This is a genomic window from Variovorax sp. FW301-JW7 (genome assembly GCF_058788795.1).
Window position 1 is genome coordinate 351,415 of the sequence record NZ_JBYTBC010000006.1, and the last position, 13,958, is coordinate 365,372.

The 13,958-nt window shown below is 68.3% G+C and carries 14 protein-coding genes; 3 read left to right on the forward strand and 11 right to left on the reverse strand.

Annotation, left to right across the window (positions count from 1 at the left end; genetic code table 11):
• Positions 1 to 4: 4 nt before the first annotated feature.
• The 6 genes from AC3WQM_RS19035 to orn form a co-directional block, all read right to left on the reverse strand.
• On the reverse strand, positions 5 to 892 hold the full coding sequence (locus AC3WQM_RS19035) for a quinone oxidoreductase family protein (protein WP_492680863.1): 888 nt from the start codon (positions 890 to 892) through the stop codon (positions 5 to 7).
• Positions 889 to 1,692, reverse strand: a complete 804-nt coding sequence (locus tag AC3WQM_RS19040; protein ID WP_492680865.1) for an alpha/beta fold hydrolase — start codon at positions 1,690 to 1,692, stop codon at positions 889 to 891. Before AC3WQM_RS19040 ends, AC3WQM_RS19035 begins: the two co-directional genes overlap by 4 nt.
• The gene (locus AC3WQM_RS19045; RefSeq protein ID WP_492680867.1) at positions 1,689 to 2,693 is read right to left on the reverse strand and encodes a 3-hydroxybutyryl-CoA dehydrogenase; all 1,005 of its coding nucleotides are present in this window, start codon (positions 2,691 to 2,693) and stop codon (positions 1,689 to 1,691) included. Before AC3WQM_RS19045 ends, AC3WQM_RS19040 begins: the two co-directional genes overlap by 4 nt.
• Positions 2,683 to 3,756, reverse strand: a complete 1,074-nt coding sequence (locus AC3WQM_RS19050; protein ID WP_056571854.1) for an NAD/NADP-dependent octopine/nopaline dehydrogenase family protein — start codon at positions 3,754 to 3,756, stop codon at positions 2,683 to 2,685. The genes AC3WQM_RS19045 and AC3WQM_RS19050 overlap by 11 nt, the downstream gene beginning before the upstream one ends.
• A gap of 216 nt (positions 3,757 to 3,972) precedes the next feature.
• Positions 3,973 to 5,886 carry a DEAD/DEAH box helicase gene (locus AC3WQM_RS19055; protein ID WP_492680869.1) on the reverse strand — a complete coding sequence of 638 codons (1,914 nt, stop codon included), beginning with the start codon at positions 5,884 to 5,886 and terminating at the stop codon, positions 3,973 to 3,975.
• A 248-nt stretch (positions 5,887 to 6,134) separates the two neighbouring features.
• Positions 6,135 to 6,731, reverse strand: coding sequence for an oligoribonuclease (gene orn / locus AC3WQM_RS19060; RefSeq protein WP_307637407.1), 597 nt, complete (start codon positions 6,729 to 6,731; stop codon positions 6,135 to 6,137).
• A gap of 62 nt (positions 6,732 to 6,793) precedes the next feature.
• Between orn and AC3WQM_RS19065 the strand changes: the two genes are divergently transcribed.
• From AC3WQM_RS19065 to rsgA, 3 genes are read left to right on the forward strand one after another with little or no spacing between them, the layout of a single operon-like run.
• Positions 6,794 to 8,059: a M48 family metallopeptidase gene (locus tag AC3WQM_RS19065; RefSeq protein WP_492680941.1), complete on the forward strand. Its 1,266-nt coding sequence runs from the start codon at positions 6,794 to 6,796 to the stop codon at positions 8,057 to 8,059.
• A 31-nt stretch (positions 8,060 to 8,090) separates the two neighbouring features.
• Entirely contained in the window at positions 8,091 to 8,441 is a 351-nt protein-coding gene (locus AC3WQM_RS19070) for a 4a-hydroxytetrahydrobiopterin dehydratase (RefSeq protein WP_095746391.1), read from the forward strand.
• 12 nt (positions 8,442 to 8,453) lie between these two features.
• Positions 8,454 to 9,413 carry a ribosome small subunit-dependent GTPase A gene (gene rsgA / locus AC3WQM_RS19075; protein WP_489058032.1) on the forward strand — a complete coding sequence of 320 codons (960 nt, stop codon included), beginning with the start codon at positions 8,454 to 8,456 and terminating at the stop codon, positions 9,411 to 9,413.
• A gap of 25 nt (positions 9,414 to 9,438) precedes the next feature.
• Here the strand turns inward: rsgA and AC3WQM_RS19080 are convergent, their stop codons facing one another.
• From AC3WQM_RS19080 to rplS, 5 genes are all read right to left on the reverse strand, one after another.
• Complete coding sequence (locus tag AC3WQM_RS19080; RefSeq protein WP_492680871.1) at positions 9,439 to 10,464, reverse strand: hypothetical protein; 1,026 nt, start codon at positions 10,462 to 10,464, stop codon at positions 9,439 to 9,441.
• A gap of 22 nt (positions 10,465 to 10,486) precedes the next feature.
• Positions 10,487 to 11,572, reverse strand: coding sequence for a histidinol-phosphate transaminase (gene hisC, locus AC3WQM_RS19085; protein ID WP_492680873.1), 1,086 nt, complete (start codon positions 11,570 to 11,572; stop codon positions 10,487 to 10,489).
• Between the two features lie 4 nt (positions 11,573 to 11,576).
• Positions 11,577 to 12,578: a CobD/CbiB family protein gene (locus AC3WQM_RS19090; RefSeq protein WP_489058029.1), complete on the reverse strand. Its 1,002-nt coding sequence runs from the start codon at positions 12,576 to 12,578 to the stop codon at positions 11,577 to 11,579.
• Positions 12,579 to 12,636: 58 nt separating this feature from the next.
• Positions 12,637 to 13,380, reverse strand: a complete 744-nt coding sequence (locus AC3WQM_RS19095; RefSeq protein ID WP_489058028.1) for a CoA pyrophosphatase — start codon at positions 13,378 to 13,380, stop codon at positions 12,637 to 12,639.
• A gap of 128 nt (positions 13,381 to 13,508) precedes the next feature.
• The gene (rplS, locus tag AC3WQM_RS19100) at positions 13,509 to 13,892 is read right to left on the reverse strand and encodes a 50S ribosomal protein L19 (RefSeq protein ID WP_056572437.1); all 384 of its coding nucleotides are present in this window, start codon (positions 13,890 to 13,892) and stop codon (positions 13,509 to 13,511) included.
• Positions 13,893 to 13,958: the final 66 nt, after the last annotated feature.

Consider the following 13,958-nt stretch of genomic DNA (forward strand, 5'->3'; position numbering starts at 1 on the left):
CTGACTAAGGCACGAGCACCGCGCGGCCGCGATGGCCGCCATGACCGCGTCTGGCGATCCAGTCGAGTGCGAGGGCTGCATCGGTGAGCGCGAAGGGCTGCACATCGAGATGCAGTCGGCCGTCGGCCAGCCGCGCAAGCAACTCTGGAGCGGCTGCGCGGCCTGCGGCTTCGCGCCGAAACATGTTGAGCGGCAGCAGCGCCACGTCGCGCTGCAGGAAGTGTGCGATGTCCAGCTGCAGCGTCGGACCGGCGGTGTAGCCGATCAGCACGGCGCGACCGCTGGGGCGCACGGCAGGCAAGGCCGCCGCGAGCACGTCGCCGCCGACGGTGTCGATGAGCAGGTCGACGCTGGCGAGTTCAGGCGGTGCGGCCTTTGGATCGACAGGCGTTGCGGTACAGCCTGCATCGCGTGCCAGTTGCATCGCCAGCGAACCCACCGCGCCGCTTGCGCCCGTCACCAACACTTGCTCTCCAGGCTTCAATCGAGCGACCTCGTGCAGGGCCACCCACGCCGACGTAGTGGGCGAGAAGAACGCCGCGCCGAGCGCCATCGGCACCGCATCGGGCAACACGCCGAGCGCGTCGTCGGGTGCATCGATCAGCTCGCACCAGGTGCCGTCGAACAGCGTGCCCAAGCCGCTGCCGCGCAACCACACGCGTTGCCCCTCTGCATAACGCTCGCTCGCGACGACCACGCCCGCGGCTTCCACGCCCGGCGTGTACGGCAACGGCGGATGCCGCAGGAAGCGGCCTTGCCACACGGTGCGGTCGATGTGGCCGACAGTGGCGGCCTGCATGCGCACGAGGGTGCGGCCGGGTCGCGCCACGGGGTCGGCCACGTCCTCGAGCACCGGCGCGGCATCGAAGCCATGGATGCGCACGGCTTTCATGGCCGTGTCGCCAGAAAGTCGAGCACCGTGCGCGCGAAGGCCTCGGGCATCTGGTCGGGCAAGGGCACCATGCCGCCGTCGATGTCGACGATGCGCGCCTGCGGCAGCTGATGCTGCAGCTCTGCCGCATGCGGCGCAGCGAAAGGGTCGAGCGTGGCGCGCACGATGAGCGTCGGCTGCGTCACGCGGCCGATGCGGTCTTCCATGCGGTACGAGGCCACGGCGCGGTGCCCTTCTTCGACACGGTGGCCGACCTTCATCGCATCGCGCACGAAGGCCTCGAGCAGGTCGGGTCGCCCCGGAGGATAGAAGGCCTGCCGCTTCTGCCACAGCGCGGCGAGGTGGCTGCCGTCGTCGCTCGGCGCCACTTCGTCGATGGGCGGACGCTGCGCGCGGGCGCGGCGAAACACCTCGTCGGTGTACGGCGTGGACGAGAGCACGAGGCTGCGCACGCGCTGTGGAAACGCCGCGGCCAGTTCGATCGCGATCACGCCGCCGGTGTGGTGCCCCACCACATCGGCCTGCGCGATGCCGAGCGCATCGAGCAGCTCGTATGCGACGCGCGCCCACTGCGCAATGCTCGCCGGCACGCCGCCGTCGGCCGAATCGCCGAAGCCCGCCGTGTCCATGGCGATGACGCGGTAGCCCGCGCCGGCGATCAGCGGCAGCACCTCGCGGTACTCGGCCCAGCTGCGCGGCGACTGGTGCAGCAGCAGCACGGCCGGCGCCTGCGCATCGCCGCACGCGGCGTGGTGCACCTGCCCCACCGACAGGTCGGCGAAGGCGCGGCGGATCGTCATGGCAGCGTCTCGTCGGCCGGTGCGCGCCACAGGCCCGCGTGCTTCAGTTCGCCGAGCGTGCGCGAGAGCACGTCGCGCCGGTAGGCAGCGGTGTCGCGGCCCGCGTAGTCGTAGAAGCCGCTGCCGCTCTTCAGGCCCAGTCGCCCCTCCTCGACCATGCGCCCGACGATGGCCGGCGCGGTGTAGCGGCCTGCGTCGAGCGAGGCCGACATCTCGCGGCTCGCGTGGTGCAGGATGTCGCAGCCGCCGAAGTCGATGAACTCGACCACGCCGAGCGCCGCGAAGCGCAGGCCCAGGCCGTAGCGCGTGGCCTTGTCGATTTCTTCCGCTGTGGCAGCGCCTTCCTCGATCATGCGGGCCGCCTCGTTCATCACGAGCGCCTGCAGGCGCGGCACGATGTAGCCGGGCGACGCGCCGCAGACCACGGGCAGCTTGCCGATGGCCTCCATCAGTGCCTTGGTGCGTGCGAGCACGCCGGCGTCGGTGCCGGGGTGGCAGCTCAGTTCGACCACGGGGATCACGTAGGCCGGGTTGAGCCAGTGCATGTTCAGGAAGCGCTCGGGCCGGCGCACGAGCGCGGCCAGCTGCGTCACGAGGATGCTGCTGGTGGTCGAGGTGAGGATCGCGTCGTCGCGGCAATGGCGATTGAGCTGCTCGAAGGCCTCGCGCTTGGCCTCCACGGTTTCGGGCACACCTTCGAACACCAGTTCGGCAGCGGCCAGTGCGCGCGGTGCTTCTGCTGCGTTCACGAAGTCCACGCGCGCGGCGATGCGCTCGACCTGCGAAGCATCGATCACGCCCAGTTGCGCAAGGCCGGAAAGGCTCGCGGTGATTTCCGCCTGCGCCTCGTCGCGCAAGCGCTGCCAGGCCTCGGGCGTGCGCGGGCGCAGGTCGATCAGCGCGATGCGGTGGCCCGCATAGGCGAACGCGATGGCAATGCCGCGCCCCATGCGGCCGGCGCCCACGGCGGCAAAGCGCGGCGGCGCGGGCTCATTCGCCATCGTGCAGCCTCTGCTTGAGCTGGGCCGCGCTCAGGCTGGCGAGGCCCAGGCTCTCGAAGGTGCGCGGGCCCTGGCGCAGGTCGCGCCCGAGGAAGCCGCCGACGATGGCCAGCAGGCCATGGGCAATGGGCGCATCCACGCCCGCATGGCGCGCGGCCGAGGCCAGGAAGGCCAGGCCCAGTTCGGTGTCTTCGGTGATGTAGCGGTGCGTGTGCAGGTCGATGTTCTCGCGCCAGTCGCCCGACTTGACGAGCTGCTTGTGCGCATCGCCGTACATCCACTGGTCGTTGTTGTAGTGGTCGGCCAGCGGATAGTGCGGCGCGCCCTGCCCGAAGGCCTCGCGCACGGCCATGCGCTCGCGGTCGAGCCGGTCGGTCACGTCGCGCACGGCGCGCTGCGTGCCTTCGTTGTGGATGTCCCAGCGCTCGAAGTGCTGCAGCGGCGCGGCATTCATCACCATCAGCGGCGGGTGAATGACGGGGCCGGCGTTCATCAGCGCGCCCGAGAGCGCGTCGCCGCAGCCGTGCACGGCCGGGTAGGCGCGGCGGATCACCTCGATCGCCTGCGCCTCCTTGCGCGCCGGGTAGACGCCGGTGGGCAGGCGGATCGCGCGGATGGTGACGTTGACTTCGCGCTCGCCGTGCTTGCGCGCAAGGTAGGGCAAGGTGCCGGTCTCGGCCCAGGCCACGTCGGCGCGGTTGCCGGCGGCCTTCACCGCCTGCGCCATCACATAGCTGCCGAAGGTGCCCGGCGGCAGGAACACGACCTGGCCGTCGACCAGGTGCGGTGCCATGGCCAGCGCGATGTCGTGCTGGGCGATGGCGGGCGTGGGAATGACGATGAGCTCGGCGCCCTTCAGCGCGGCGCCGATGTCGGCGGTGGCCAGCGCGATGGGCACCTCGCGCGCACCGGCGGCGTCTTTCAGCGTGATCGCGCCGGCCTGCACGACGGGCTCGAGCGCGGCGGCGTCGCGGCGCCACAGGCGCACTTCATGACCGGTTTCAGACAGGTCCGCGGCGGCCGCATAGGCGCCGTGGCCACCCCCAAGAATCGCAATTTTCATGATCGAAAGTCGAGAACAGGTGTCGATGAACCGGCAGCCGCGAACGGACCCGGGAGAAGCAATGCGCTATTACATTACTTTTCATCGATTCAGATGTCAACCAACTTCATGGGCGCCGGAGTGCTCGGAAACCCGACAACGAAAAAGCCCGCGTTCGTGAGAAGCGCGGGCTTTTGAGGGGGAAGCAGCCCTTTTCAGGGCCGCTTGCACGGGCGATCAGCGGCTGGGCTTGAACGCGCGCTTTTGCGCGTCGCGGGGCACGAACACCTTGCCCGGGCCGCCGTGACCGGCGCCGTTGCCGCGCGGTGCGAAACCTTCACGGGGTGCAAAGCCTTCACGGGGTGCGAAACCGCCGTCGCCGCGACCGCCGCCATGGCCGTGGCCGCCGCGCGGGGCGCTGTCACCCCAGCCCGGCTTGCGACCGTAGCCGCCGCCACCGCCATTGCCGCCTTCGTCACGACCGCCGCCGAAGCCGGCGTTCTGGCCGCCCTGGAAGCCGCGCGGGCCTTGGCCCTGGGCCGGGCCGCGTGCGTTGCGGTCGTTGAAGCCGCTGGCGCCGGCATAGCCGCCGCCGTTGTTGTTGCCGCGGTAGCCACCGCCGCCGCCTGCACCGCCGTTGCCGAACTTGCGATCGCGCGAGAAGTTGTCGCCGCGGCCACCACGGTACTCGCCCATCGGGGGACGCGATTGCGGCATGCGCTGTTGCGGCTCGAGGCCGGCAACCACTTCCGCCTTGAACTGCTGGCGGCTGTACTGCTCGATGTCCATGATCTTGCGGCGATCGCGGAACTCGGCGAACGTGATGGCCAGGCCATCGCGGCCGGCACGGCCGGTGCGGCCGATGCGGTGGGTGTAGTCCTCGGCCTTCATCGGCAGGCCGAAGTTGAAGACGTGGGTGATGGTCGGCACGTCGATGCCGCGGGCGGCAACGTCGGTGGCCACCAGGATCTGCACCTGGCCCTGGCGCAGTGCCATCAGGCGGCGGTTGCGCAGGCCCTGGCTCAGGGCGCCGTGCAGCGCGACGGCGCTGAAGCCTTCTTGCTGCAGGTCGTTGGCGAGGCCGTCGCACTCGACTTGCGTGCTGGCGAACACGATGGCCTGGTTGATGCTGGTGTCGCGCAGCCAGTGGTCGAGCAGCTTGCGCTTGTGCTGGCTGTTGTCAGCCCAGTACAGCGACTGCTTGATGTTGGCGTGCTTCTCTTGCGGGCTGTCGATCGTGATGCGTTGCGGCTCGCGCATGACGCGCTGGGCCAGCTGCTGGATGCGCGGCGCGAAGGTGGCGCTGAACATCATCGTCTGCTGGCGCTCGATGGTGAGCTGGTTGACTTCAGCCAGGTCGTCGGCAAAGCCGAGGTCGAGCATGCGGTCGGCTTCGTCGACGACCAGGAACTTGACCTGGTCGAGCTTGAGCTGCTGCGAGCGCTGCAGGTCGAGCAGGCGGCCCGGCGTGGCGACCACGAGGTCGGCGTTCTGCAGCTTGGCGATCTGCAGCTGGTAGGGCATGCCGCCCACCACGTTGGCGACGCGCAGGCCGCGGCAGTGGCGAACCAGTTCGATGGCGTCGTGCGCAACTTGCTGCGCGAGTTCGCGCGTCGGGCACAGGATCAGGGCGCCGGGGGTGGCGGCCTTGAAATGACGGGCATTGGTCGGGTCCTTGCGCTTGGGCTTCTTGAGCGGCGCTTCGCCACGGGCAGCGGCTTCAGCGGCCAGGCGCTGGAACTCGGCCTTGGCTTCGGCTTCGGCTTCGGCCTGGCGCTTGATCAGCGTGTGCAGCACGGGCAGCAGGAAAGCGGCGGTCTTGCCCGAGCCGGTCTGGCTCGAGACCATCAGGTCGACGAAACGGGCCGAACCGGCTTCGCCCATCGCGATCGGCACGACCTTTTCCTGCACGGTGGTCGGCTGGGTGAAACCCATGTCGGCCACGGCGGCGATCAGTTCGGGGGCGAGGCCCAGCTTGATGAAACCGTTGGGCGCGGCGGGCGCCTCGGCTTCGGCGGCCTCGGGGGCTGCGGCGTCCAGTGCGTCGAGGATCGGAGCCTCGGACACGGTTTCCGCGACAGCGGTGAATTCGTTATGGGTAGCGGATTGCACAGGCGCGAGTTCGCCCTGCGCTTCAAAAGCGTCGGTCATGAATATCAATCTCAAACGCGAGCGCTGCCGTAGGCGGCGCCCCGTTGGTGGTTAAAAACATCAACCATCCAACGACATTCAACTTCCGGCTTTCGTCGGAGGCTGCGGCCCTTTTTGATCAGCGAATGCGATCGGGCGCGGTGTGCAAGATAGGGAGATGCGAGAGACGCTGATCTGTGTCCAAAGACGCGTTCAAATCAGCGAAGCCTGCGATTATGGCACGGCTTCGGGTTTTTACCTAATTGTTGTCAATCCACCAAGCGCAGGAAGGTTTCCCGGTAGTGCGCCAGCTCCTCGATGGACTCGTGCACGTCGGCCAGCGCCGTGTGCGCCTGCTGCTTCTTGAAGGCGGTGTAGGCCGCGGGCTTCCAGCGCTTGGCCAGCTCCTTGAGGGTGCTGACGTCGAGGTTGCGGTAGTGGAAGTACGCCTCGAGCTTGGGCATGAACTTGACCAGGAAGCGCCGGTCCTGCCCGATGGTGTTGCCGCACATCGGCGAGCCGCTCCTGGGGATGTACTTGGCGATGAATTCGAGCAGCTGCTGCTCGGCCGCGGCTTCGTCCAGCGTGGAGGCCTTGACCTTGTCGATCAGGCCGCTGCGGCCGTGGGTGCCCTTGTTCCAGGCGTCCATGGCGTCGAGCACGGCGTCGCTCTGGTGGATGACGAGCACGGGGCCGTCGATGCGGGGCGTGAGGTCGGGGCCGGTGACGACCACGGCGATCTCGAGCAGGCGCTCTTTCTCGGGGTCGAGGCCGCTCATTTCGCAGTCGAGCCAGACCAGGTTCTGGTCGCTTTTCTTCAGGGTGGGGACGGTTGCGGGGGGCGTCGGGTCAAGGGATTCGGGCATCGCAGGATTGTCGTCGAAGGCCTGCGCCCCGATATACCGGGGACTAAACTCGCCGCTTCATGATGTCTTATTCGCTCATCTTCACCCTTGCCTTCGCGGCGGCGCTCGTGGCGGGCCTGCTCGTGAAGTTCTGGCTGGCCACCCGCCAGGTGCGCCACGTGGCGCGCCACCGCGGCGCCGTGCCGGCCGCCTTCGCCAGCACGATCACGCTGGCCGCGCACCAGAAGGCCGCCGACTACACCATCGCCAAGGCGCGCTTCGGGCTCATCGAGATGGCCTGGGGCGCTGCCCTGCTGCTGGGCTGGACGCTGCTCGGCGGGCTCGACATGCTGAACAAGCTGCTGCTGGTGTGGCTGGGCGGCGGCATGGTGCAGCAGCTGGCGCTGCTGGCGGCCTTTGCACTCATCGGCGGCCTGCTGGAGCTGCCGTTCACGCTGTGGCAGACCTTCCGGCTCGAGGAGCGCTTCGGCTTCAACAAGATGACCTGGAAGCTCTGGCTCACCGACACCGTCAAGTCGACGCTGCTCGGCGCGCTGATCGGGCTGCCGATTGCGGCGCTCATCCTGTGGCTCATGGGCGCGGCCGGCACGCTCTGGTGGCTCTGGGCCTGGGGCGCGTGGATGGGCTTCAACCTGCTGCTGATGCTGATCTACCCGACCTTCATCGCGCCGCTGTTCAACAAGTTCAAGCCGCTGGACGACCCGACGCTCAAGGCGCGCGTCACCGCGCTCATGAAGCGCTGCGGCTTCGCGGCCAAGGGCCTGTTCGTGATGGACGGCAGCACGCGCAGCGCACACGCGAATGCGTACTTCACCGGCTTCGGCGCCAGCAAGCGCGTGGTGTTCTACGACACGCTGCTGCGCCAGCTCAACGCCGGCGAAGTCGAGGCCGTGCTCGCGCACGAACTCGGCCACTTCAAGCACCGCCACATCGTGAAGCGACTGGTCGCGATGTTCGCGCTGAGCCTGGCCGGTTTCGCGTTGCTGGGCTGGGTCTCGACGCAGGTCTGGTTCTACGCCGGCTTGGGCGTGCAGCCCAACCTGTCGCCGGCCGCGCCCAACAACGCGCTGGCGCTGCTGCTGTTCATGCTGGCCGTGCCGGTGTTCAGCTTCTTCGTCGCCCCGCTGCCGGCGCGCCTGTCGCGCAAGCACGAGTTCGAGGCCGACGCCTACGCCGTGGCGCAGACCAGCGGCGCCGACCTGTCGGCCGCCCTGCTCAAGCTCTACCAGGACAACGCCTCGACGCTCACACCCGACCCGGTGTTCGTCAAGTTCTACTACTCCCACCCGCCCGCCTCCGAGCGCCTTGCGCGCATGGCCGCGGCGTGACCCTCGACCCCCTATTTCAGCGAAGCCCCTCATGAGCAGCATGTTCAAACCCAAGGACTGGAAGAACCTTCCGCCCCGCAAGGCCCTGAGCGCCACCGAGATCGTCTCGGGCCTGGCCCAGCTCGACGGCTGGAAGCTCACCGGCGACGGCGCCGATGTCGCGATCGAGAAGACCTTCACCTTCGCGAACTACTTCGAGACCATCGCCTTCGTGAATGCACTGGCCATGGTGGCCCACACGCAGGACCACCACCCCGACCTGTCGGTGCACTACAACCGCTGCGTGGTGCGCTTCAACACGCACGACGTGAACGGCCTGTCGATCACCGACTTCGATTGCGCGCGTCAAGCTGACGCGCTGGTTGCGAGCCCCGCCGCATGAGGACACACGCCTGTGGCTAAGCCGGGCCGCGCCGCCTTCACCCCCGCTGCGCACAACACGGGGAAGGCGCACCACGACGGCCTCGTCGTCGCCAGCCACGGGCGTCACTGCCTCGTCGAAACGCCCACCGGCGAGCGGCTGATCTGCCACCCGCGCGGCAAGAAGAGCCAGGCCGTGGTCGGCGACCGCGTGCGCTGGCAGGCCACCGAAGACGAAGGCACCATCGAAGAGGTGCTGCCGCGCCGCAACCTCTTCTACCGGCAGGACGAGATCCGCACCAAGTCGTTCGCGGCCAACCTCGACCATGTGCTGATCCTGATCGCGGCCGAGCCGGAGTTTTCCGAACACCAGCTGGCACGCGCACTGATCGCGGCCGAGGCCCAACGCATCACGCCCATCATCGCGCTCAACAAGAGCGACCTCGTCGAGCCCTTTGCGCGCGCCTGGGCCAAGCTGGCGCCCTACCGCCGCATGCACCACGGCGTGCTGCCGCTGTCGCTCAAGGCCTCGGGCGAAGCGGACTACGCCTCGCTGATGAAGCTGCTGGCGGGCAAGTCGACCCTGGTGCTCGGCCCGTCGGGCTCGGGCAAGAGCACGCTCACCAACCTGCTGGTGCCCGGCGCGAGCGTGTTGACCCAAGAGATTTCGCAGGCGCTCAATTCGGGTAAACACACGACCACCAGCACCACCTGGTACTGGATCGACGAGGCCCGCACCACCGGTCTCATCGACTCGCCGGGCTTCCAGGAATTCGGCCTGAACCACATCGAGCCGATGCAGCTCGCCGGCCTCATGCCCGACATCGCCGAGCACACGGGCGACTGCAAGTTCTACAACTGCACCCACTTGCACGAACCCGGCTGCGGCGTGATCTCGAACGTCGAAACGGCGACGCAACCCGGACCGATCAGCGCCTCGCGCTACAAGATCTACGGCGAGTTGTTCGCCGAGCTGAGCCAGACGCGCTACTGACGCAGCACCGAAGGGCGGGCCGCACTCAGGCCAGCCAGGTGCGGTACGACTTCCAGGTCGGGTCGAAGGCCAGGGCCAGCGTCACCGGCAACTCCAACGCTTCCTGAACCGATTGCGCGTGCGCAATGGCCGCCTGCGCATCGGCCACATGGAAGTGAACGGTGCGAACGCCCTCCTCCAGCACGATGTGCGTGCAGCAGCCTTCGCCGTGCGTCTGCAGCAGCGCGGTCAGCCGGTCCTCGTAGACACGGGCCTCGTCCAGTTCTTCGCCCGATTCGACGGGGATGGCAGCCGAGAGCCGATGGCCCAGGTCGGCACGCCCGAGCAGCGCATTCGCGGCGTCGTTTCGCATGACGACCGCCTCGACCTCGCTGCCGTCCTCGGCGGTGCGCGTGGCGGTCAGGCCCGACCAGCCGTGCTCGCCTGAAGGAAACACGCCGGTGTGGCCCAGGTCCTCGCGCCAGCACGCATCGAACAGAGGCACGAAGCCGTCGAGCGGCACGCCCTCGAAATCCGCTTGCGCATCGGCCTCGACATGATCGACCGGCCCGACCTTCACGGCGAAGTCGTACTCGCCCAGGATGTGGTCGAGCATGATCAGGCTCATGTGGCGCGCGTGGTCCTGCATGTCCATCGGAATGGGCTTGGCAAAGCCGATCTCCAGCGCCACCCGCCCCCTGTAGGGCGCGTGCTTCACGAGAACGTCCGCGCTGGCCAGCTCGAAGTCGTTCATGCGCATGCTGAAACCTTCGCGCATGCGCTGTCGGAAGGCCTCGACCTCGACCTGCGGCAACGCGGGCGCGCTGTGCACCAGCGCCATGAGGTCCTCGAAATTGTCTTCGGCGCCGTGCGCCGTCAGCACGAGCGTGAAAGCCGGCGGGTCGCCCAGCACTTCGGCCGCCAGGTTTGGAAAGAAGGGCTGCAGCAGCGCATTCAATTCACCCACCAGCGCGTGGCCGGACAAGGACTGCAGGCTCTCGAGCTTGTCGCTCAAGGCTTGCCAGAACGATGCGCAGGCAACGGCGCGCGGGTCGGCGTGAAGGGTCGACATCGACAGGATTTCTCTCAGAGTTTCAGGCCAGGATGTCCTGCAGGCACTGCACGAGCGTGCTGCACTGATCCCGCGTGCCGATGCTGATGCGCAGGTACTGCGCGATGCGCGGCTGCCTGAAATGCCGCACCAGCACCGCGCGCTCGCGCAGCAACGCGGCCAGCTCGGCCGCATCGCGCTGCGGGTGGCGCACGAAGACGAAATTGGCCTGCGACGGCAGCACCTCGAAGCCCAGGTCTTCGAGCTGCAGGCTCAGGCCTTCGCGTGTGTCGACGACCTGGTCGCGTGTCTTGCGAAACCACGCCTCGTCGTCGAGCGAGGCCACGGCGCCGGCGGACGCCAAGCGGTCGATCGGGTACGAATTGAAGCTGTCCTTGACCCGCACCAGCGCGTCGATCAGGTGCGCCTGCCCGCAGGCGAAACCGACGCGCAGGCCGGCCAGCGAGCGCGACTTGGACAGGGTCTGCACCACGAGCAGGTTCGGATAGCGGCCGATCAGCGACAGCGCGCTCTCGCCGCCGAAATCGACATACGCCTCGTCGACCAGCACGACGCGATCCGGGCACGCCGCCAGCAACTGCTCGATGCGCGCCAGCGGCTGGCCGATGCCGGTCGGCGCGTTCGGGTTGGCGATGACGATGCCGCCGCAGCCCTGGCGGGCCCGCGCCGCGAACGCATCGATGTCGATGCACAGGCCCTCGTCGACCGGCAGCTGCTCGCAGGCGATGCCGTAGAGCTGGGCATAGACCTTGTAGAAGCTGTAGCTCACGTCGGGCATCAGCAGCGGCTGCGCCTGCTGGAAGAAGGCGAAGAACGCGTGCGCGAGCACTTCGTCCGAGCCGTTGCCTGCGAACACCTGGCCCACCTGCAGGCTGTGGCGGCGCGCCACGGCTTCGCGCAGCGCGAGCGACGTGGGGTCGGGGTAGCGTTCGAGGCCGTCGGCGGCCGCGCGCTGGATCGCCGCGATGGCCTCCGGCGACGGCGGGTACGGGTTCTCGTTGGTGTTGAGCTTGACGAGGTTGGCGATGCGCGGCTGCTCGCCGGGCACATAGGGCTCGAGCGCGCCGATGCGCGGGCTCCAGAAGGCCGGTGCGAGCGAGGTGCTCATGGGGTCAGCCGAGCAAACGCGCGAGCGTGAGCAAGGCCAGCAGCACCATCCACATCACGACCGAGCGCCAGACCAGGCCGACCACGCTGCGCAGGTGGCCGGGCTCGGGCTCGCGACCCGGCGTGCTGCCGCTGTCCAGACGGCGCCCGGCGCTTGGCGACTCGCCGGCCTGCGCGCGCGACAGCGGATCGGCCACCGGAATCGGGCTCAGCGAGCCGCCACCCAGGCGCACGTTCACGGCGCCGGACGTGGCCGCGAGGATCACGCCGTCGTTCTCGTTGGGGAAGCGCCGTGCGTCGTTGCGCCAGCAGTCGATCGCTTCCTCGAAGCTGCCGACCACGGCAAAGCCCAGCGCGGTGATGCGCGCGGGCAGCCAGTCGACGGCATGCCAGGCGCGCTCGGCCGCATCCTGCACCGCCACGCTCGAAGGCTGCACGGGCGCGCCGTTCTTGTGGGCCCAGTAGCGCGCGACGAACTCGCTCATGCGATAGAACACCGCGCCCGCCGGTCCCAGGCCGAGGGCGGCGAGCACCGAGAACCAGGCCAGCACACCGAAGACATGGCGGTGCGCCGCAATGACCGAATGCTCGATCACGTGGCGCACGATTTCGCTGCGCGGCAGCTCGGCGGCGTCGACGCCCTGCCAGTGCGCCAGCAACGAGCGCGCGAGCGGCTCGTCCCCTTCGTCGAGCGCGTCGCGGATGTCGGTGAAGTGGTGGCTGAACTGCCGAAAGCCGAGCGTCATGTAGAGCACCGCGACGCTCCACAGCACAGCGAACGGCAGACCCAGCGTGAGCACCAGCAGCCAGTGCACGCCCAGCGACAGCAGCGTGGGCACGAACACCGCGAGCCCCCAGGCGATCCATCCATGGTGCGGCTTGCCCGCATCGAAGTTGCGGCTGGTCCAGCGCGTCCACGCCAGAACGCCGCCGTACACGGGGTTGTGCGGGCCCAAGGGCCGCACCTGCTCGATCAGCAACGCGCACAGGATGGCAAAGAAGCTCATCCTTCGATGATAGCGAGAGCACCTGAAGGTTTTGGCCTCAGGTGGTGCCCGATCGGGCTCAGGCGACGAGGAAGCGGTAGAGGTTGCGCAGCATGCCCGCCGTGGCGCCCCAGACGAAGCGCTCGTGGGGGCCATCGACGTACGGCATCGAGTACCACTCGCGACGGACACCATCGGTGGCACTGACCGCGTGGCGGCGGTGGTTGACCGGGTCCATGAGCCAGGCGAGCGGCACCTCGAAGGCCTCGGCCACTTCGAAGGGATTGATGTCGAGCACGAAGTCGGGCTGCACCAGCGCGACCACCGGGGTCACGACGAACGAGGTGACGGTCGTGTAGGTCGGCAAGGTGCCGAGCACTTCGATGAACTGCGCCGACAGGCCCACCTCTTCCCAGGCTTCGCGCAGCGCGGCGGCCTGGATGTTGGCGTCTTCAGGATCGACCCGCCCGCCGGGAAACGCGACCTGCCCCGAATGGGTCGACAGGTGCGTGGTGCGCTCGGTGAGCAGCACGGTCGCACCTTGCGGGCGCTGCACGATCGGCACCAGCACGGCGGCCTGGGCCGGCACCCGGTCGCTCATGCGGGGCTCGCGGCGCAGCTCGGGCGTCCACACGGGCGGCGAGGCAAAGCGTGCCCGAAGGGCCTTTGCCGTCAGCTGCACTGGCGCCACGGCCGGCAGACCATCGCTTCCGTCCACGAAAGGCACCTGGCGCGGGTCGATCTGCAGCAGCGTGGGCGGCACCACGGCATTGACGGGTTCGACGACGGCGGAGGGCGTGGGGGCGGAGGAAGTGGAGGTCAAGAGAAGGTGCGGCCTGTGACGGGATGAAGGGAGTAGAGCGTAAAAATGAAAAGCTGTCTTGAATGCGCGGCGCCAACGCAAAAAGCCGCCAGAGCGGCGGCTTTTTGAGCAGAAAGGACGGCGGCTGATTAAGCGGCCGACGCAGCCTTCTGCGACTTGCCCGGCAGCTTTTCCTTGATGCGTGCCGAACGACCGCTGCGCTCGCGCAGGTAGTACAGCTTGGCACGGCGCACGTCACCGCGGCGCTTGACTTCGATGCCGGCGATCAGCGGGCTGTAGGTCTGGAACGTACGTTCCACGCCTTCGCCGCTGGAGATCTTGCGCACGGTGAAGCCGCTGTTGAGGCCACGGTTGCGCTTGGCGATCACGACGCCTTCGTAGGCCTGCACGCGCTTGCGGCTGCCTTCGACGACGTTCACGCTGACGATGACCGTGTCACCGGGCATGAAATCGGGGATGGTCTTGCCGAGACGGGAAATTTCTTCCTGCTCGAGGGTCTGGATGAGGTTCATGATTTCCTGATAGTCGATCGTTTCGGGCTGCACTAAAGGCGCCGTGGGCTTTGGCGGAAAACCGCC

Coding starts and splice junctions, on each gene's coding strand:
- hisC (WP_492680873.1), bottom strand. CDS start 11,572: ATGAGCACCTCGCTCGCACCGGCCTTCTGGAGCCCGCGCATCGGCGCG.
- AC3WQM_RS19090 (WP_489058029.1), bottom strand. CDS start 12,578: ATGAGCTTCTTTGCCATCCTGTGCGCGTTGCTGATCGAGCAGGTGCGG.
- rplS (WP_056572437.1), bottom strand. CDS start 13,892: ATGAACCTCATCCAGACCCTCGAGCAGGAAGAAATTTCCCGTCTCGGC.
- AC3WQM_RS19035 (WP_492680863.1), bottom strand. CDS start 892: ATGAAAGCCGTGCGCATCCATGGCTTCGATGCCGCGCCGGTGCTCGAG.
- AC3WQM_RS19040 (WP_492680865.1), bottom strand. CDS start 1,692: ATGACGATCCGCCGCGCCTTCGCCGACCTGTCGGTGGGGCAGGTGCAC.
- AC3WQM_RS19045 (WP_492680867.1), bottom strand. CDS start 2,693: ATGGCGAATGAGCCCGCGCCGCCGCGCTTTGCCGCCGTGGGCGCCGGC.
- AC3WQM_RS19055 (WP_492680869.1), bottom strand. CDS start 5,886: ATGACCGACGCTTTTGAAGCGCAGGGCGAACTCGCGCCTGTGCAATCC.
- AC3WQM_RS19050 (WP_056571854.1), bottom strand. CDS start 3,756: ATGAAAATTGCGATTCTTGGGGGTGGCCACGGCGCCTATGCGGCCGCC.
- AC3WQM_RS19080 (WP_492680871.1), bottom strand. CDS start 10,464: ATGTCGACCCTTCACGCCGACCCGCGCGCCGTTGCCTGCGCATCGTTC.
- AC3WQM_RS19070 (WP_095746391.1), top strand. CDS start 8,091: ATGAGCAGCATGTTCAAACCCAAGGACTGGAAGAACCTTCCGCCCCGC.
- AC3WQM_RS19065 (WP_492680941.1), top strand. CDS start 6,794: ATGTCTTATTCGCTCATCTTCACCCTTGCCTTCGCGGCGGCGCTCGTG.
- orn (WP_307637407.1), bottom strand. CDS start 6,731: ATGCCCGAATCCCTTGACCCGACGCCCCCCGCAACCGTCCCCACCCTG.